This window comes from Methanoregula sp., assembly GCF_052325125.1.
Classification (GTDB): domain Archaea; phylum Halobacteriota; class Methanomicrobia; order Methanomicrobiales; family Methanospirillaceae; genus Methanoregula.
Genome location: NZ_JBKQWO010000034.1, coordinates 128,464 through 146,851 on the forward strand (window position 1 = coordinate 128,464; position 18,388 = coordinate 146,851).

The window sequence follows — 18,388 nt, forward strand, 5'->3', positions numbered from 1 at the left end:
CCATGACAAAGAAAGGCGACATGCTCTACGCGTGGACAAACGACGCAGAGATCCAGAAGAAGGCCGAGCTCGGTGGCGCGGTCACCTCGTTGTGGAAACACGCGCTCGAGACCAAGACCGTTGACGCGGTGCTGGTCATCTCCAAGGGCAAGGATCTCTACGATGCAAAGCCGACGCTCGTGACCGATCCGGCACAGCTCGCATCAACCGCCGGCTCGCTCCACTGCGGTACGCTCCTCCTGCCCAAGCTCATCAAGAAGTATTTGAATGGCGCAGAAGCCATGAAGATCGGGGTCACCGTCAAGGGCTGCGACGCGATGGCATTCTACGAACTTGCGAAGCGCAAGCAGATCAACCTCGACAACATCTTCATGATCGGCGTCAACTGCGGCGGGTCGGTCAGTCCCGTGCTTGCCCGCAGGATGATCGCCGACAAGTACGGCGTCGACCCGGACACGGTCCACAAGGAAGAGATCGACAAGGGCCAGTTCATCATCGAGTACGAAGGCGGACACAAGGGTATCACCGTCGACGAGCTCGAGGAGCACGGCTACGGCCGCCGTTCCAACTGCCGGCGCTGCAAAATGAAAGTGCCACGACAGGCAGACCTCGCGTGCGGTAACTGGGGCGTTATCGGGCCCCGTGCCGGCAAGGCGACCTTTGTCGAGGTATGCAGCGAAAAAGGCGCGAACCTCCTGGACAGTGCCGTGAAGAAGGGCCTCCTCGCGACCGAGGCAGCAAACCCCAAGGGCCTTGAGATCCGCGGAAAGGTCGAGGGTGCCATGCTCAAGCTCGGCGAGAAGTGGCGCAAGAAGGACTTCGAGGGCCTTGGTGAAGGAAAGGAGCGGCTCAAGAAGATCATGGAAGAGACCTTACGGTGCATCAAGTGCTACTCGTGCATCTCCGCCTGCCCGATCTGTTACTGTGTCGACTGCACCACGAAAAACCCGGTCTACGTGAAACCCGGCGAAGTTCCGCCAAGTTTCATGTTCCACCTGATCCGGTTCGCCCACATTGCGGACTCCTGCGTGAACTGCGGCCAGTGCCAGGAACTCTGCCCGGCAGAGATCCCAAACGCCCTCTTCATGCATGCCCAGCAGGTCGAGCTCGAGAAGATGTTCGGCCATATCCCGGGTATCAACATGGAGCTGCCGCTCATGGCCTTTGTCGAGGAGAGGGAAGAGCGTGCCCGTCTCGGAAACACCGGCAGCGACATGATCTACGAGAACGTGTTCAACCCGGTCCCGAAGAAATAATTTTTTCCAAATCTTTTTTTTTAATCGATGGAGATACCGTCTTTCGGACCCTTAGGGTTTTACCTTCTCCTCTCGAGAGCCCCGTCCTGACCCCCTGTCACTCTTGTAAAATTCTAAAAACAAACCAGGCTGAATATTTTTGAGGGCTTCGCCATAGGCTTTCGGTAAACCTGGCTCCTTTCCGGGAAGGTGGGAATTGCAGCCTGTGCGACCTTGTTGGATGCCTGCCTGATAGGGAGGTCCATGAAAACTCCCGCCGTGCTGCAACAGGGTTGTCAGCTGTCCGGGGTTGGATTTATGGTGATTTCTCTTTTATGGACATAATGGCGGCAAGGAGCTTTCCGTGAGTGTCTAAGATCGGACGCACGGCTACCTTCACCTGCCGGCATTTGGACGTCGTCGTCACCATCGCAGTGTACGTATCATAAAAAACACCGGCCAGATGGTTGATGGCATCTGAAACAGGATCTTTGATTTCCTCGTGGGTCGTGGCATTGATGAGCATCAGGACCTCCCGCCAGTGTTTCATCATGATCTGTCCGGCCGGGATATCGAGAAGCCACGTTGCATACGTATTGAAAAAGATGATCCGGCCGCGTTTATCCATAATGAAGATCCCCTCGAGCACATCCATGATCTTTTTCGGGTCGCCCATGGGGTACTGCTCCGGACTGTTTGGCCGGTTGCCGTGATTGTAGATGGCAAGATCCACGTTCGTCGTGATCTCGATTTCGGTGAACGGCTTGAAAATGATCCCGTATGGCTCCGCGTATTTGACCCGTTCCAGCCGCTTCTCATCCGGGATCTCCGTGATGAAGAGGATGGGGCAATGGAAGAGCTGGAAGATGTAATAGGCTGCATCTATGCCATCCAGCGCTCCGGAAAGGTTAGTGTTCATCATCACCAGATCGGGATTCAGCTCTGCAGATTTTATAATGGCCTCCTCACCGGAGGTGACGGTCCCGACCACATTGAACCTTTTCTTCTGGAGCATCGTTGCAAGGAGACGGGTGATAATGGGATCATCATCGACGATCAGGATACGGGGAGGATGGGTCATAGATCACCAGAAGACTTTAGATTAATATGGTGAATATTATCATCTGGCTGTTTAAAATTTGGGCTTTGTATAATTCCTCAATAAGGGCCAGATAACCAGGTCGTGTTTGCTGCCCTGTCGAACAATCTCCGGAAAAAAAACGTCGTCCCCGCTTTTTCTGCCCCCTGCCCGGATACCCTGACGAACCGGATCATCCGATTTTCGTCCCGGTTTTTCTTAACCGAACCCATGCAGTTTCCGGAACAACCGCACCCGTGCCCGGGTTGCGTCCGTGGGTGCCGGCACCGGTTCCGTGCTTCGTTCCCCTCCCACTGCCCGGAGGATGGCGTTGATGGCCTCAGGGTGGGACGCTCCATATCCACCTTCGAGGACAAATGCGGGGCAAAGGCCGGTTGCGTCCAGCAGCAGCCCGGCGAGCGTGCCGTAATCCGCCGGGCAAAGTTCCATCACGCTGAGCGGGTCGCAGGTAAGAGCATCCTGTCCCGCTGAGACAATGAGGAGATCCGGTTTTGCCCGTTCGAGTGCCGGGAGGAAGAGTTCCGTAAAGACATGCGCGTAATCCCCGATAGTACTCCCGTGGAGCAGCGGGACATTCACTGTGTACCCTGCACCGGCACCGGTGCCGGTTTCGGTGGCCTTACCGGTGTAGGGGAAGATGCCCTCCGTGTGAACGGAACAGTACAGCACCCGCGCGCTCTTTTCGAAGATCTCTTGTGTCCCGTTCCCATGGTGCTCGTCCCAGTCAACGATCGCGACGCGGTCCACGGAGCCGAGTGCTTTTGCCGCGGCGACCGCTGCATTGTTGACGAGACAGAACCCCATCGCCCGGCCGGGCAGGGCGTGATGGCCCGGCGGCCGGACAAGCGCGAAGGAACTTTTCCCTTCGAGTGCCCGCTCCGCTGCCATGCATGCAGCCCCGGCCGCATAGGTCGCCACCCCGTACGTCCACGGGGTGAAGTAGGTGTCCGCATCGATGAAACCCGACACCTCCACAGCTCTCCTGGCCTGGCCCCTGGTGCTGGTGTCTCTGCCGGACAGATCTTCAGTAACAGAACGAGGGGAGAGGCGGCGCAGCCATGCGAGGTACCCGGGCAGGTGGACGCGTGCGAGGTCCTCTTCGGCCGCCGCCACGGGATCGAGAATAAGTGTCCCGGCCGGCAGGTGGGCTAGACTGGCATGAAGGCGCTCGGCGGATTCGGGATGGCCCGGGCAGTCGTGGAGATCAAAGACCGGCCCGGTGATGACGGCGCATTGCATATGGGACAACCGGCCCCGGATCGGACAAGCAGGTAATCGGGCGGCGACCAGATGAACATTATGGCCGGGTCATGCAGGTACCGGGCAGAACCGGCGTGGTGTGCGAAATCGATTGATATCCCGGTTCTACCGGGAACTCATCGACAAAGCGTATGCGGAGTGATCGTATGCAGTTTCCACCGGGGAACCTATGAAAAAACGCCCGTAAAATCGTCCGATCCCATTTCCTTAAAATCAGAGCCCACAAATCTCTCTGTTTGACAAAATACGCTTAAATTGAGCCCCATATAATGCCTTTTACTGCCCCATATTCGCATTCTGGCGGCCTCTTTATTCCGGATCGTCCAAGTGGCAATTCTACCTGTGATCTGCCAAAATAACCCCCTTATCGGGTCCGTTTTAATTTGTCCGATTTGAAAAATAAGGCTGATTTGAGGTTATTTTTAAACGGAGCCCGATACGGGCTTCTTTTGGTAGGGTCAGGTATCAATCGGGGGCTGAATTGAGCCTGGATTGAGGGTATCCTCCCAATCAGGATCAGGGGATTTTGGGCCGGGCGATCAGAAAGATGGAGGTGGATCCCCCCATACCTCCCACGCGAGGACTGCCGTCGCCCCCGGTAGGTAGCCCCAGCGGCGGATCAAATATTGACTTTTTTGCTCTGTAGAACTCCATGAGCAGATTGAATGAACGCTCTTGGGGCTGCGGCAATTTTTGCCTTCGCCCCCGCACACTTGTGGCGTCCGCCCGGTTACGCTAGATCTGTATTACCCGTACTCAGTCTTGCTCCCGCCACAGGTGACACGGAAGCATCGCATCTGCGGCCTCGTCCCCATCGGGGGGACGCATTGGCACGAAGAGGGTGGTCGCACAAATTTAAAAACAGGTTTTCTCCAGGGAAAAATAATCCAGATCTTCTCTCATAAATCCTGCCCACTTATCCAAACATTCACCATCAATGTTCATTTATTGCGCATCCACATCAGGAGAGCCAACGGAGAACGAGGCTAGGATAAATAAATGAAAAATCCGGACCAATCGTGATGGGGAGTTATTCAATTCGTGGATCCAATAGTACCAAACAAAATTATTTATTTTGATTAGCGTATGTATCCCACATGGAGAGGGAAAAACAACAATTCTGGACCGCAGTCATCCTTGGCTTTCTCGTCATGATTCTGGTTGCGATCCTGAACGTCAACACCCTCGGCCTTATTCCCGTTCTTGGACCACTGGCCGGAGGGATCGTCGCCGGGTTCTTCGCGGGGAAAGGCTATGCGGACGGGGCAAAAGCAGGACTTACGTCGGGCATCTTCGGCATGATAGCTGTACTGATAGATTTTATTCTTAAAACCGGCTACCTCCGGGCGGCAATTCCCCAGGTCGCCCAGGTTTTGGGGGTTGCGTTCCTCCTTCTGGCCATGATCATATACTTCCCGATACTTGCATACATCGGCGGGGCTATAGGAGGTGCAATATCCCGTTTTTCAAAAACAAAACGTAAAAGCACACAAAATCCTTTTTAAGGGCGTGATTTCCGTTGCGACATCATCATCCCGGTTCATGAATACGGGTGGATGCGATTGAACAGCCTGACTTTCACGATATCGTTCACCACGAAGAAGAAGAGGGCATAACCCCACACCATAAGGGCAAGGATCAGCCCGATGGGTTGCATGAATATGCCAAAAACAGCAAGACTGGTTCCAAAAATCGCGGTCAGCTCGGTAGCACCAAACAGCGAGAGCGTGGGGAGTGGCTGTTCCCAGAAATGCTGTTTCCCGGTACGGGCAAGGTAAATGGTCATATGTCCTGCAACCGCGAGTTTGACAAAGATGAGCGACTGGACAATACCGGGGCTCAGGTGATAGTATTCTGCGGCGATCCAGAGCAGCAGGAAACTTTCGGCAACGCCGAGAACCCCCAGGATACTGGCGAGGGTCAGGATCCTGTTCATCTGCCAACGGACCGGCTTTGCCGCGGCCACCGCATTGTCATACGCGATCAACATGATGGGGATATCATTGATGATGGCAAGGACCACGATCATCACGGTCGTCACAGGGAAGAAATTCAGGATAATGATACAGAGAGCAAGGAAGATCAGGACCCTGACTGTCTCGGCAATGCGGTACACCGCATAATTCTCCATCCGCCGGAAGATTTTCCTGCTCTCGTAAATCGCATCGATGATAATGGAGAGCCCCGGCTTTGTCAGGACGATGTCCGCAGCAGATTTCGCTGCATCGGTCGCACCGGCAACGGCAATGCCTGAATCCGCAGCCCGGAGGGCTGGGGCATCATTGACCCCGTCGCCAGTCATCCCAACAATGTGATCCCCTTCCTGCAGGACCTTGACAATCTGGTACTTGTTCTCCGGGAAGACCTGGGCAAAACCGTCGGCATCTTCAAGCTGTCTGAGGGCATCCCTGCCCGTGCTTCCGGTGAAGGAAGACTGGGGGAGAATATTGGTCCCGAGACCCACCTTCCCGGCAATCTCTTTTGCAATTGCGACATGATCCCCCGTCACCATCTTGACATTAACGCCGAGATTCTTTGCTTTGGTGATGGTCTCGGCCGAGTCGTCGCGGGGCGGATCGAAGAGGCCGATAACCCCGAGATACTGCCAGGCGCCACGGGCATCTGTACGCCCGACCCCCAGTGCCCGGTATCCTCTCCTGGCAAGTTCGAGAACCCATGTATCCAACAGTGCTGCCTGTTGATCGCTCAATTTCCCGAGAGCGGCGATCGCCTGGGGAGCTCCTTTGGCTACATCAAAAGTGCCACCGCTGCCGTTGCGGACGGTCGCCTTTGAGTACTTTTGGACCGGGTCAAACGGGACGAAATCAACAATGGCAAAATTATCTGACGGAACTCCCGTTGTCGCCATGGATGACTGTCGTGCAAATATCGCCATATCGATGGGATCATTGCTCTCTTTTGCAGAGGAAAGGGCGGCAGTGATTATTACTTCGTTTTCCGTCGCTTCCGGGAACGTTTTTACCTCGGCGACACTGATGGAGTTCTTCGTTATCGTCCCGGTCTTATCGGAACAGAGGATATCCATCCCGGCCATCTCCTCAATGGCACTGAGACGGCTGACGATCGCCTCTTTTTTTGCGAGGGCCATAGCACCTACGGCAAGGGAAACTGTCAGGACGGCGGGGAGCGCGGTCGGTATCGCGGCGACGAGGAGGACGAGGGCGAACTGGAGTGTTTCGAGAACTGCATCCCCCCGGATCGTGGAAATGATGAAAACTACACTTACGAGAGAGACGGCAAGGGCAATCAGGTAATTCCCGATCCGGACAACTGCCTGCTGGAAGTGGCTTCGGGGAGGTTTCTGCTGGAGCAGGCGGGTGGTCCTGCCAAAAAACGTCCTCACTCCCGTCCCTGTTACGATCGCATCCATCTCTCCCTGCCGGACAATGGATCCGGAATACGCATCGTCACCGTTCTTTTTCTCAACCGGCAACGATTCACCTGTAAGAGCGGATTCATCGAGAAGAAGGTACTTCCCGTGCGTGAGCCGGACATCTGCCGGGACGATGTCACCAAGCCGGATGTGGACGATATCACCGGGGACCAGCCCGCGGGCCGGGATCTCGGTCCACACCCCGTCCCGGAGTACGCGGGCATTGGGGGCGAGACGCTGTTTTAAGAGTTCGATTGCATTTTCCGCTTTACGTTCCTGGAAAAACCCCACAACCGCGTTGATGACAAGCATCAGGAAGATGATGCCGAAATCTTCCCAGTGCTGGATAATGGCTGAGAGAAGAGCAGCGACTTCGATCATCCAGGGTATCGGGCCCCAGAAATACCTGAGAAACCTGAGGAGAGGGTGCTTCTTCTCCTCCGGAATATCATTGAACCCGTATTCCTGCAACCGGCTCCGGACCTCTTCTTCGCTGAGGCCCCCCGTCCCGGTTTTCAGGATCCTTTCCAGTTCTTCACCGGACAGGGACAAACCTGTGGCTGCCGGGTTGTCCTTGTGGATTTTGCCATCCTCCAGGCTCTTTTCAGGTTCCATCATTACCTGTCCGTTTTTATCTATGCTTCATTCCGCGACCTTCACAAACTGATCTTTTCCTGCCCCGCACTCCGGGCAGACCCAGTCATCCGGCAATGCATCGAATTCCACGCCGGGTAAAATTCCGGCCGTTGGATCGCCGACTTTCGGGTTGTAGATATATCCGCATACCAGGCACTTGTAAGGAACCATCTGGTCTGTCATTTTTGTTACCTTTTATCATCACTTCAGAGTGTCGGCGATGCCCCCACCCGGTTTTGTCCCCATGCTGCCCATTCATCATTGAAGATGAGCGTCCAGGAATTCTTTTAGCGCCACGGCATTGTTATGCAGCTCATCATGGGCTGCAAACAGGAACGTGACGGTTTTTTCCCTGGCAATGAGTTTATCCAGTTCCCTGATCACCTCGGGCCGTCCCCTGATCTCTTCAAAATACCTCGTCCTGAAATCTTCCCATTTATCCGGGTCGTGACCGAACCAGACCCGGAGCTCCCGGCTCGCCCCGGCGTCCTTCATCCAGAGATCGACATGTGCCCGCTCCTTCGATACGCCCCGGGGCCAGAGGCGCTCGACAAGCACACGGTATCCATCATCCATGGCCGGGGGTTCGTACACCCGTTTCAGTTTTATTGACATAGATCTTTGGATTCTAATCTCATACAGGTTTTTCTCCTTCCTGTTACAGGAAGGAAATTCCATGATATGCAGGAAGATGTCGTTTGTGCTAATGCGATCTTTCAGGATTCTCATTAACTTTTGTCAGGATCACGTTGTCGTGTAATTCGACAATTGCAATATCCCTGATCTTTTTCTTTGGACCCCTGCGTTTTTTTCGTGTTCGCTTTGTGCAACAAGTTTTTTTAATTACCGGAATCACCCGCTTTCCAGTTTCATCGGCTCTCCGCAACAGACCGGTTCTCCGCCGCCGGTTTCTTTTACGATCACAACGTTCCCGCAGATCTCGCACCTGAAGACCTGCCCTTCTGCGGATACGTTTACCATACTTGCGTCCTCCTTTGTTTCAGCGTGTTGATTCACCGACCCGTGCCCCTAAAAACCCCTGACGGGCTTGCCGGGCATTCATTCCGGTCCGTACCAGTGCCGCCTCTTTTGGCAACTGCTGTTACGGGACGAACCTTATGCCGGTATAGACCGCACCCCGGTAGCCATCATAGGCCATCTCAGCGCCAAACCTGTCCGCGATGGCATTGTGAAACTCTTCTTTTCCGATCAGTTTTGGAAATCCGGATATCCGGCGCCTGAACGCCCGGACCCATTCACTCCAGAGCAACATGCACTGGACAGAGCAGATCCGTCCGGTTTCCCGGGCTCCCGAGTCTGCCCGCAGCCGGGCGGATGCGTTTTGGCACGGGGGTTCCAAACGCGATACCGGTGCCTGAGGTCTTGGCAGCTGTTATGATGAATCACCAAGGAACGCATGAGCGGAGGGGTCTTAAGAGCTGTTTCCCGAAAATCAAAAATTGAGACATAGTTTGAAACGACCGGGGAAGGTTTCTCACAAACCGGTGGTGCAGGATTTTATTACAGGGAACAACACACAGAGAAAACACCGGTGTTTTCGTATTCCGGCTCCGGGGATTGTCTGGGAATGAATAAAAGATACCTGGAAATTGCCTTCCTTATCATCGCTGCGGTCCTGCTCTGGTTCGTGTACGGCTATTATCCCGGCACCGCTGTTTCCCGGCTTGCCCTTTCGTTATTCGCGATCGTGGCCGTATACCTCGTTATCAGTTTTTTTCTGCGGACGAATCATAACACATATCTTGATTCGGTGACGATATTGTCTGACAACTTTTATCCGGAAAAATATGGTCCTGCCGGATAACCTGATGGCGGATAAATAATAAAACGGGATACAACACAAAAATCTGCGGTAAACCTGATGTTTTCTTTATCCTCAAGTATCGCGCCGACAAAACGAATCCTTATTATTGCTATAGTGGTCGGTGTCATTGCCGGCTTCGGTTCCGTTCTTTTTTTTGAGGGCCTCAAATGGGCAACAGCGTTTTTCATGGGGTACCTCCTGCACTATGCATTCCCGCAGGAAGGCCAGAGCGTTGCCGCGATCAGCCAGTGGTCGGAACCCGGTTCTCTTGTCCTTTTGCTCCCCGTCATGATATTCGGGGGCCTCCTGTCCGGGATTCTTGTTACCCGGTTTGCACCGGAAGCAGAAGGCGATGGCACCGATGCAGCGTTCAAGGCATTCCACAGCGATGGCCGGATACGGAAACGGATTCCTGCCTTAAAGGCAATCACTTCAATTCTCACCATCGCGACCGGGGGGAGTGCGGGAAGGGAAGGCCCTGCTGCCCAGATCGCGGGAGGTTTTGGGTCCCTTGTTGCAGATATGCTCGGCCTCTCCCCCCGCGAGAGAAGGATCGCACTAACGACCGGCATCGGGGCTGGGATCGGGACTATCTTCAAGGCGCCGCTTGGCGGGGCGGTACTTGCCGCAGAAGTCCTTTACACCCGGGACTTTGAATCCGAAGCAATTATTCCGGCATTCCTCGCATCGGTGATCGGCTATGCGATCTTCGGGCTTTTCGAGGGATACGAGCCTATCTTCGCGCTCGGCCCGCTCTCGTGGACCGTCTGGCAGATCCCGCTCTTCCTCCTGCTCGGTGTCCTGTGCGCGGCGTTCGGGCTCCTCTTCATCTTTGTTTACTACTGGAGCTGCGACGGGTTTATTGCCCTGTTCAAAAGGCATAATCTTCCCCAGTATTTGAAACCGGTTTTCGGTGCCCTTATCCTCGGGGGGATGGTCATTGCCCTTGCCCTGATCTCCCCGGAAGCAGAAATGCTCGGTCTTGCCAGTATGGGAACCAGTTACGGCTTTGACCAGCTCCTGATTTATTCCATGGTCCCGCTCGCCGTGATCCTGCTGCTCCCGTTTGTCAAGATCCTCGCCACTTCACTCACCCTTGGCTCCGGGGGAAGCGGGGGTGTCTTTGCCCCGGGGCTTACCATCGGGGCCGCGGTCGGGGCGGCGCTCGGTGTCACTCTGCACCTGCTCTTCCCGGCGTACGTCCCGGTTGAAACGATCCCGGTCTTTGTGGTCGTGGGCATGATCTCCCTTTTTGGGGCTGTGGCAAAGGCACCCATCGCCGTGCTGATCATGGTTGTCGAGATGGTCGGCAGCATCACGATCCTTATACCGGCAATGGCCGCCGTTGCCGTTTCCCACCTCCTGACCGGGGAAAAGAGCATCTTCAAGGAGCAGGTCCCGACTAAAGCGCAGTCGGGAGCCCATCGCGGGGAATACGACCGGGAAACCCTTGAAGGGCTCTATGTACGGGACTCCATGACCCCCGGCGACGCGGTGATCGTGCTCTCCCCGCTGGACGAGCCGGGAAAGGTCGTCGATCTCATGGCAAAGACCGGGCACACCGGTTTCCCGGTACTGGATGAGGGCCGGCTTATCGGGATTGTTACCAACCGCGACGTAAGCCTCACCCGCCTGCCGGGTAGGGAGTGTTCGACCATTCACGAAGCCATGATGGCGTCGCCTTTTGTCACCTACCCGGACGACACCCTGGAGGAGGCCCTCGCTTTGATGGTAGGCCATGACTTCGATCACCTCCCGGTGGTAAGGAAGGAAGAGCCGGGTAAACTGGTCGGGTTTCTTACCAGGACCGATATCCTGAGATCCTATGCCCGGGCAAGCCACAGGGTGATCTGTCAGCCACCGGGAGAGGAGAACGGATCCAGTGCCGGAACTGTATCACCACACCTCCGGTAAAAAGGTTCTTGTCCGCTGTGTAATATCAATGGCACTCCCGCCCGGGCATCCGCCCCGGCACCCCAACATTGCCTCAATCCCTGCCCACGGTCCTCCCGTGAACCGGGGCTCTCACCAGACACCGAAGCGTATCCGGACATCAATGGCACGATACGAACAGTTTTATAAGGCGGTACTCATTACTCCATTGACCCCGGTTTGATCCGGTCCCTCCTGGTACAGAGACGAATGGTGCCGGGGTACGGGAGAATGATCCATGAACACTCCAACAGGAACAAAAAGAAAGGGCAGTATTCCGGTGGTTCTGGCTGTAATCGGCATTCTTGCAATGACAGGTATAGCGATGGCCGATGCTCCCACCGTGAGAAGCGGTCCGGGTATGATGTACGGATACAACCAGACTGCAGGATATGGTTACCCGGGTATGGCGTACGGGTACAACCAGACCGCGGGATATGGTTACCCGGGTATGGCGTACCGGTACTCCCAAAATTCCGGGTACGGGTATCCGGGTATGATGTACGGAGAGGGGGCGTGGCCCGGCATGATGGCATCGGGCTTTTTCCTCTTCTTTGCCGTTCTTGGCGCCCTTGCCATGATCGTCTGGCTGATCGTCGGCATCCTCCTGATCATCTGGCTGGCAAAGAAAATCCGGGGTGGAGTCGCGTAATCCCCGGCTCCTGTTTTTTTTAAGGAAAGAGCGCCACAACGACCTGCAACAGTCCCTTTTAAAGGAGCGGCACGGGCCCGCACAATAGCAAAGCCCTGCCACCACGCAGGCGTTCGCTGCAGGTTAAAGAATACTTCACTCCGGTGATTTTCTTATCATCCGGACGTCCTGGAGCGTGACCTGCCCGTGCTCCACGAATTTCTCGATCTCGGGAAGAACGGCCATGATCTTCTCTTCGGTGTCCACGACCTCGATGGTCACGGGAAGGTCGAGCGAGAGCCGGAGCACGTCCACCGTGTGGATGACGTTCTCGTGGCCGAACCCGGCCATGCCCCGCAGGACCGTGCAGCCGGGAAATCCTTTCTCTTTGAAATAGTCCACCAGGTACTTGTACGCCGGCCGGCCATCGATCTTTGCCGATTCCGCGATATAGATCTTGAGTAAAATTCCATCCATAAGCATGCTCCGTTCCACCCCCGTCACAGGGCGATTCCCCCGCCGCAGGCCAGGTATCCCGCTGTCACGGCAAGAAGTCCGCCCCCGATACTTACCGCAGTATATGTGAGAAGGGTGCGATAATCATGATCCTCCAGCATCCTGAAAGTCTCGTATGAGAACGTTGAAAAGGTGGTAAAGCCCCCGAGCATCCCGGTGCCGATGAGGGCGGTAAGGTCGCCGTCCGCGTGCGAGAAGACCAGCAGCGCAAGGCCGAAGCTCCCGGCGATGTTGACTGCAAGCGTTCCCGAAGGGATGCCCCGGTACGGCTGGATGCGCGACAGCACGAAGCGCAGCAGGGAACCGGCGGCACCGCCGAGGCCGACAAGGATGACCGGGTCCATTTAGCCAAACCTCCCGTGGAGGATCACGAGGCGCCCGCACCAGATCGCGGCAAAGCCAAGGAGGAGGGTTGCCGCAAGGTTTGCCGCCCCGAGGACCGGGCCCGCGGCAAAGGACTGCACCTCAAGCGCCGAGAATGTCGTAAACGAGCCGATGATCCCGATCGCGCAGAACTGCCGCGTCGTCCGGGAGAACCGGCCCAGGTACATCGATTCGTACATGAAGATGCCCAAAAAGAAGCAGCCGATCGTGTTCACGATCAGCGTGCCGGGCAGGGAATCGACAACTGAGGTGTCTACAAGGTACCGGAGCACGGCGCCGATAAACCCGCCGGAGGCAACGGCAAGGAAGGGCGTGATGTCTTCTTTTAGCATACGACGTCCTCTCCCAGCAACGGCGCACAGGACCGGTATCCGGGAGTTTTCCCGGGCAAACCAACGTGACGTGTTTTGCAGGACAAGCACGGGACGCAGGTCACGGCAGGTGAAATCGGGCGACATCGAAAAGAAAACCTCCAATCATCACATCATGGTAGAAGTCATCAGTCACGGGCGTGACGGTTGGAGGCGAACTTCATCGCCGTTAAAAAAAGTTGGCGTTCATGGTAGTTGAAGATAACGGTGGTGAGGGGAGACGACAACGCGCCCATGGGCAAGCCTGATGTACCCGCGATCGATCGTTATTTCCGAGCCAGACAAAAGTGCTGCATTACCTTCTCCAGGTGGACAGATGCAGTGTGCAGATCGTTCATCGTTGCGGCAATATTCTTCTCGTGCCGTGTCCGTTGCAGGAACGCAGATTCAATCGCACCATGGGTTGCATCGATGGCGAGGCCGAGGTCCGCGTCAAGATCGGCGCCGAACTTCCTGAAGGCGGCGTCGATGTCCTGCAGCGTCTCCCACCGGAGGTTTTCGAGATTTCGCATGACCAGTATATCGATCTGTTTTTTGAGCCGGTCCCGGGCCCGGCTCGAGCGCAGCGTCACCGGCAGGATACGCCCGAGGGTCCCGGCCGGGATAACGGAGAAGGTACTGTCCCAGTCATGTCCGACCCAGTATGGAGTCCTCACCTGTTCGTAGGCGCGTTCTCCCCGGGGTTTACGATAGGGAATTTCGAAGAGTTCCGATGCCGCTTTCCGGATGGATTCGAAGAGCTCGTCGGCACGCTCCTGGTGATCCCGGAGCAGGGCCGTGACCTCCTGATCGGCCATCGCAGAGATCCTCCCGTATTCACGTTCGAACAAGCGCGGGATTTCTTCTGATACGGCCTGCTGCGCCGCATATTCCGGGTCCTGCGGCGATGCTACAATGGCAGCTCCGGCGACATTCATGAGACGCTCGCAGAGTGGGGCACGGCACTTTTCTATCTGCTCTTCGAGATGTGCATGTACCCGTCTCCGGTCGCCGGCAAGAATATCCTGTGCGTGAACCCGCTGCTGCTGTGCCTCCGCGATCTTTGTGCCAAACAGGGCACGCCGGCTCTCCAGTTCAAAAAGAGGCAGTTCAAGGACCCGGATCTCAAGACGTATCCGCAGGCTGGTCTCGGTGAAAACAGCGAACGTTTTTCTCCCGATAGCTTCTTTCAGCACCCGGCCCTTCTCCAGAGCGAGGAATGCAATGAGGTGATCGAAGACTTCCGCCAGACCGCTCTCCAGCCATGCCTGCGCATTACCGGATTGCCGGGCTTGCAACCCTTTCTTTGCGGAAATTGCAAAGATCCGTGTATCTGCGTCGATTCCCGCTTCCCGGGTGAGCACCGAGCGGTAGAAGGCAAGGGCAGTCCCGCGTTCCGCTTCGTCAAGGTAATCGACCTTGTTGAGCACGAAAAAGAGTTTTGCGACCCTGTTTTTGATCTCGGCAAGAAATGCAACTTCGACCTCCGTGATGGGCGGATCTGTCGAGACGACAAAAAGTGCGGCGTCACACTGCGGGAGGAAGTTTATCGTCGCCTCGGTGTTGTGCCGGTACGTTGATCCTATCCCGGGAGTATCTATAAGCACGACATCGCGAAGAACCGGGGCCGGGTGCGTTATCTCCACGTGGAGCACGCACTTTCCGTTCCCTGGGTTCTCCTCCTCGGTAACAAATTCCCGAAGCAGTGTATTCTGCTGCAGTGCCGTCTCCCCGGTAAAAACCGCGTCCGGGCGGTTATCGTTGTACCTTACCCGGATCCCTTTTTCCGTCCCGTACCGGACGAACGTGGGAATAGCCGTAAGCGGGACGACCGAGCCTGGTAGTACATCCTCACCGAGCAGCGCATTTATGAGCGTGCTCTTGCCCCGTTTTACCTGCCCGAGCACGGCAAGATGGAACCGCCCCTCGGAAAGCCGTGTTTCCAGCGCGGCAAGGTGTCCCGCAAACACCGCATACCCGGGGCCCATTGCTGCGATGGCCTCTTGTCCTTCTGACAGGATCCCGTCAAGATTTTCCGGGACATATACCTCCTGTGCTTTGGGCAGATGATTCACTGACGGACCTGCATTCGTTTCCAGAATTACTCCTCCTTTCTGAAACTGGCCGGGACCCGTACCCACAAGAGCGGCAGAACGGGAACCACTTGGTAGGAGTTATCAGCACAAAAGGCGGTTATTGCAGAGGTGAACTCCATCACCGTTATAAAAGAGACATCTGCAAGGCAGGTAATTAATCCTTTGCCGGTTCCGCCACATTCCAAAAAAGGGCTCTGTAAAAAACCTTTTTTTTTAGGGATACAGCCCCCCTTACGCCAGCCCTGCCCCCCAAAGGGGGCGGGGGCGTAAGCGATGTCTTTGTATTACCCGCACAAGAAACATCCATCTTTTTTATCTTTGTGTTGCAGGTAATACGGCACTATCGCAACCGGGGGATGCCAAAGCGGCGGGGGCGAAAGGCCCCAAGAGCATCCTTACAAATTTTATTTTAGGATTTCTACAGAGCCTACAAAAGAAAACTATTTGTGGCACCAACCGTCATCTCTGATCAGTCAGGGGCGATGAAGTCCGCCGTAACCGCCGTTTCATAAAGGCTGATGACTTCTGTTTTGTGCGGGGGATACACGTCTGCTCCCACAAAGCCCGGGCCGGCTGCGGTTTTCTTTCGTGACGTGACCGATAAATCATCTGGAAAAAATACCGGAGTGAAAACAAAGATGGACGCAGCGATAAAAACGATCCATGCCCGGGAGATCCTCGATTCCCGGGGCAACCCGACGGTAGAAGTGGATGTCGTGCTCAACGATGAAACGCGGGCGCGGGCGGCAGTCCCGTCAGGAGCATCGACCGGAACCCATGAGGCAGTCGAGCTCCGTGACCATGATAAATTACGGTTTGGCGGGAAAGGCGTCCTTACGGCGGTTGCAAACGTGAACACGATCATCGCCCCCGCCCTTGCCGGGATGGATGCCGCGGACCAGGGACGAATCGACCGTACGATGATCGCACTCGACGGCACGCCCAACAAGGCCCGGCTCGGCGCAAACGCGATCCTCGGGGTCTCTATGGCAGCAGCCCGGGCCGCCGCACTGTCGCGGGATATTCCGCTTTACGAGTACCTGGGTAGCGATCACACGTATCTCCTGCCTGTGCCGATGATGAACGTGCTCAACGGCGGGGTGCACGCCCAGTGGCAGGGCGCGGATTTCCAGGAGTACATGATCGTCCCCTTTGGCGCTCCTGATTTCCACACAGCTCTCCGGTGGGGTGCGGAGACGTACCACGCGTTACTGGATCTCTTAAAAAAGAAAAATTACCCGACCGCTGTCGGCGACGAGGGGGGATTTGCACCGAAGGTCGCATCGAACGAGGAGCCGCTCGAATTCATCACCCTCGCCATAGAACAGGCGGGGTACCGGCCCGGTACCGATATCGGGATCTCACTGGACCCGGCGTCGAGCGGGTTCTGTTATGCGGGGAAGTACGAACTGAAGCGCGAGGGAAAGGCGCTGACGCCGGAAGAGCTGATCCGGTATTACACACGACTCGTGGATACCTACCCGATCCTGTCCATCGAGGACGGGCTTGCCGAGGATGACTGGGCAGGCTGGAAAGTGCTGGCAGGAGAGCTTGGAACGCGGATAGAACTGATCGGCGACGATATCTTCGTTACCTCTCCGGCGCTGGTGAAGCGGGGCATTGAAGAACAGGTGGCAAACTCCGTCCTCATCAAGCTCAACCAGATCGGGACCGTGACCGAGACGCGTGCAACCATCGATCTCGCCCGGGGCGCCGGCTGGGGCACCAACGTCTCCCACCGGAGCGGCGAGACCGTCGATTCGTTCATCGCCGATTTTACGGTCGCAACCTGCGCCGGCAAGCTCAAGACCGGCGCTCCGAGCCGGGGCGAACGGGTGGAGAAGTACAACCAGCTCATGCGGATTGAAGAGGAACTTGGCAGCAGGGCAGTCTATGCCGGCCGGAAAGCGTTTGTAAGGTGACTGGTCCTTCCCATGACGCCCGGTGCCGATTCGTCAAATGAATTCCTCGCAAAGCACCTCGGGGTCACCTGCGAACACATCGACCGGCTTCTTGGCGAGATCGAAGGTGTCCTCAACGAGTCCTCATCCCGGACCGCATTTCCCGCGTACGTCATGGACATTACCCCGGCGCAGCAGAAGACGATCGAGGATTATATCACGCGCATTCGGGCCCGGCTCGTCCAGGTCATGGAAGGGCAGGAGATAAGCGGCAGAAAGCCCGGCATCCCCGTTTCGCGGGCTGTTCGTGGCAGGCTGTATACCATCGATGTTGCCGCCGAAGAGCTCAAACCACAATACATGATGGGGTTTGGCAATATTCCCGGCACCACCGCGACAGAACTCAATGGCATTGCAGGGGAGTTGCAGGCGCTCGTCTCACGCCTCGGCCAGTACCTCGGGGAGGGAGCCGGGCAGGATTTCCAAAAACGGCTGCAGCGGCTGGAGGATGCCGGTAATGACCTCGGCCTCCTCTCCCGGATCGAGCGGGTTGTCGCGGAACGGGGACTGGTGGAATTCCGGGGGACGATCGACGCGATCCTCGACCGGGCCGAGGACCGGAGTTTTGAGATCGCAGTCTTCGGGCGGGTCAGCTCCGGCAAGTCGTCGCTCCTCAATACCGTCATCGGTACTGACGTGCTCCCCGTGGGGGTGACCCCGGTGACGGCCGTCCCCACGCACATCATCCACGGGGAAGAACCATCGCTCACGATATCGTTTGCCGATGCACCGGTGAAAACATTCACAATCCAGCAGCTCGGGGAGTTTGCTACCGAACAGCACAACCCCAATAACGTAAAGCATGTGACACGTGTCACCGTCACCATCCCGGTATCGCGCCTTTCCGAGGGGGTTTCCTTTGTTGATACGCCGGGGCTCGGCTCACTTGCGACCGGAGGCGCTGCCGAGACCCTGGCGTACCTGCCCCGGTGCGATCTTGGCGTGGTCCTGATCGATGCGGGATCCACGCTGACCGAAGAAGACGTGCGGACCATCCGTGCATTGCAGGAAGCTGCCATTCCCGCACATGTCCTGCTCAGTAAAGCAGATCTCCTCGACCGGCCTGACT

The 18,388-nt window shown here is 56.3% G+C and carries 18 protein-coding genes and 3 riboswitches; of the genes, 7 read left to right on the forward strand and 11 right to left on the reverse strand.

Features of this window, described 5'->3' with window-relative positions; translation table 11 throughout:
* Window positions 1–2: 2 nt before the first annotated feature.
* Window positions 3–1,256: a Coenzyme F420 hydrogenase/dehydrogenase, beta subunit C-terminal domain gene (locus ACLQMU_RS08510; protein ID WP_424040546.1), complete on the forward strand. Its 1,254-nt coding sequence runs from the start codon at window positions 3–5 to the stop codon at window positions 1,254–1,256.
* Window positions 1,257–1,551: 295 nt separating this feature from the next.
* Here the strand turns inward: ACLQMU_RS08510 and ACLQMU_RS08515 are convergent, their stop codons facing one another.
* Together ACLQMU_RS08515 and ACLQMU_RS08520 are read right to left on the reverse strand one after the other, a co-directional pair.
* A complete protein-coding gene (locus ACLQMU_RS08515; RefSeq protein ID WP_424040544.1) occupies window positions 1,552–2,316 on the reverse strand; it encodes a response regulator in 765 nt (254 codons plus the stop codon).
* Window positions 2,317–2,532: 216 nt separating this feature from the next.
* Window positions 2,533–3,573: a histone deacetylase family protein gene (locus tag ACLQMU_RS08520; RefSeq protein WP_422150452.1), complete on the reverse strand. Its 1,041-nt coding sequence runs from the start codon at window positions 3,571–3,573 to the stop codon at window positions 2,533–2,535.
* Window positions 3,574–4,691: 1,118 nt separating this feature from the next.
* Between ACLQMU_RS08520 and ACLQMU_RS08525 the strand changes: the two genes are divergently transcribed.
* Window positions 4,692–5,099, forward strand: a complete 408-nt coding sequence (locus ACLQMU_RS08525; RefSeq protein WP_422150451.1) for a DUF5518 domain-containing protein — start codon at window positions 4,692–4,694, stop codon at window positions 5,097–5,099.
* Window positions 5,100–5,134: 35 nt separating this feature from the next.
* Here the strand turns inward: ACLQMU_RS08525 and ACLQMU_RS08530 are convergent, their stop codons facing one another.
* The 5 genes from ACLQMU_RS08530 to ACLQMU_RS08550 all read right to left on the reverse strand — a co-directional run bounded on the left by ACLQMU_RS08530 (window position 5,135) and on the right by ACLQMU_RS08550 (window position 8,984).
* Window positions 5,135–7,606, reverse strand: coding sequence for a plasma-membrane proton-efflux P-type ATPase (locus ACLQMU_RS08530; RefSeq protein WP_424040543.1), 2,472 nt, complete (start codon window positions 7,604–7,606; stop codon window positions 5,135–5,137).
* A 24-nt stretch (window positions 7,607–7,630) separates the two neighbouring features.
* Window positions 7,631–7,807, reverse strand: coding sequence for a rubredoxin (locus tag ACLQMU_RS08535; protein ID WP_422150449.1), 177 nt, complete (start codon window positions 7,805–7,807; stop codon window positions 7,631–7,633).
* A gap of 75 nt (window positions 7,808–7,882) precedes the next feature.
* Window positions 7,883–8,239 (reverse strand): DUF488 domain-containing protein, encoded by a 357-nt coding sequence (locus ACLQMU_RS08540; protein WP_424040542.1) that lies wholly within the window; start codon window positions 8,237–8,239, stop codon window positions 7,883–7,885.
* 237 nt (window positions 8,240–8,476) lie between these two features.
* On the reverse strand, window positions 8,477–8,605 hold the full coding sequence (locus ACLQMU_RS08545) for a desulfoferrodoxin FeS4 iron-binding domain-containing protein (protein WP_422150447.1): 129 nt from the start codon (window positions 8,603–8,605) through the stop codon (window positions 8,477–8,479).
* Between the two features lie 121 nt (window positions 8,606–8,726).
* The gene (locus ACLQMU_RS08550; RefSeq protein ID WP_422150446.1) at window positions 8,727–8,984 is read right to left on the reverse strand and encodes a hypothetical protein; all 258 of its coding nucleotides are present in this window, start codon (window positions 8,982–8,984) and stop codon (window positions 8,727–8,729) included.
* A 228-nt stretch (window positions 8,985–9,212) separates the two neighbouring features.
* Here ACLQMU_RS08550 and ACLQMU_RS08555 point away from each other — a divergent pair, with 228 nt between their 5' ends.
* The 3 genes from ACLQMU_RS08555 (at window position 9,213) to ACLQMU_RS08565 (ending at window position 12,033) form a co-directional block, all read left to right on the forward strand.
* Complete coding sequence (locus ACLQMU_RS08555; protein WP_422150445.1) at window positions 9,213–9,449, forward strand: hypothetical protein; 237 nt, start codon at window positions 9,213–9,215, stop codon at window positions 9,447–9,449.
* A gap of 57 nt (window positions 9,450–9,506) precedes the next feature.
* Window positions 9,507–11,363 (forward strand): chloride channel protein, encoded by a 1,857-nt coding sequence (locus tag ACLQMU_RS08560; RefSeq protein ID WP_422150444.1) that lies wholly within the window; start codon window positions 9,507–9,509, stop codon window positions 11,361–11,363.
* 256 nt (window positions 11,364–11,619) lie between these two features.
* On the forward strand, window positions 11,620–12,033 hold the full coding sequence (locus ACLQMU_RS08565) for a hypothetical protein (protein WP_422150443.1): 414 nt from the start codon (window positions 11,620–11,622) through the stop codon (window positions 12,031–12,033).
* 135 nt (window positions 12,034–12,168) lie between these two features.
* Here ACLQMU_RS08565 and ACLQMU_RS08570 read toward each other — a convergent pair whose 3' ends face one another.
* The 4 genes from ACLQMU_RS08570 to ACLQMU_RS08585 form a co-directional block, all read right to left on the reverse strand.
* Entirely contained in the window at window positions 12,169–12,489 is a 321-nt protein-coding gene (locus ACLQMU_RS08570; RefSeq protein ID WP_424039228.1) for a DUF190 domain-containing protein, read from the reverse strand.
* Between the two features lie 23 nt (window positions 12,490–12,512).
* Window positions 12,513–12,872 (reverse strand): fluoride efflux transporter CrcB, encoded by a 360-nt coding sequence (crcB, locus tag ACLQMU_RS08575; protein ID WP_422150441.1) that lies wholly within the window; start codon window positions 12,870–12,872, stop codon window positions 12,513–12,515.
* Window positions 12,873–13,244, reverse strand: a complete 372-nt coding sequence (locus ACLQMU_RS08580) for a CrcB family protein (protein WP_422150440.1) — start codon at window positions 13,242–13,244, stop codon at window positions 12,873–12,875.
* A gap of 151 nt (window positions 13,245–13,395) precedes the next feature.
* Window positions 13,396–13,460, reverse strand: a riboswitch (Fluoride riboswitch).
* Between the two features lie 89 nt (window positions 13,461–13,549).
* A complete protein-coding gene (locus ACLQMU_RS08585) occupies window positions 13,550–15,337 on the reverse strand; it encodes a dynamin family protein (RefSeq protein WP_424039229.1) in 1,788 nt (595 codons plus the stop codon).
* Between the two features lie 86 nt (window positions 15,338–15,423).
* Window positions 15,424–15,490: riboswitch (Fluoride riboswitch) on the reverse strand.
* 337 nt (window positions 15,491–15,827) lie between these two features.
* Window positions 15,828–15,893, forward strand: a riboswitch (Fluoride riboswitch).
* A gap of 103 nt (window positions 15,894–15,996) precedes the next feature.
* Here ACLQMU_RS08585 and eno point away from each other — a divergent pair.
* The gene (eno, locus tag ACLQMU_RS08590) at window positions 15,997–17,280 is read left to right on the forward strand and encodes a phosphopyruvate hydratase (RefSeq protein WP_424039231.1); all 1,284 of its coding nucleotides are present in this window, start codon (window positions 15,997–15,999) and stop codon (window positions 17,278–17,280) included.
* A 12-nt stretch (window positions 17,281–17,292) separates the two neighbouring features.
* Window positions 17,293–18,388: dynamin family protein (locus ACLQMU_RS08595; RefSeq protein WP_424039232.1), on the forward strand; the 1,096-nt coding region annotated here is incomplete at its 3' end.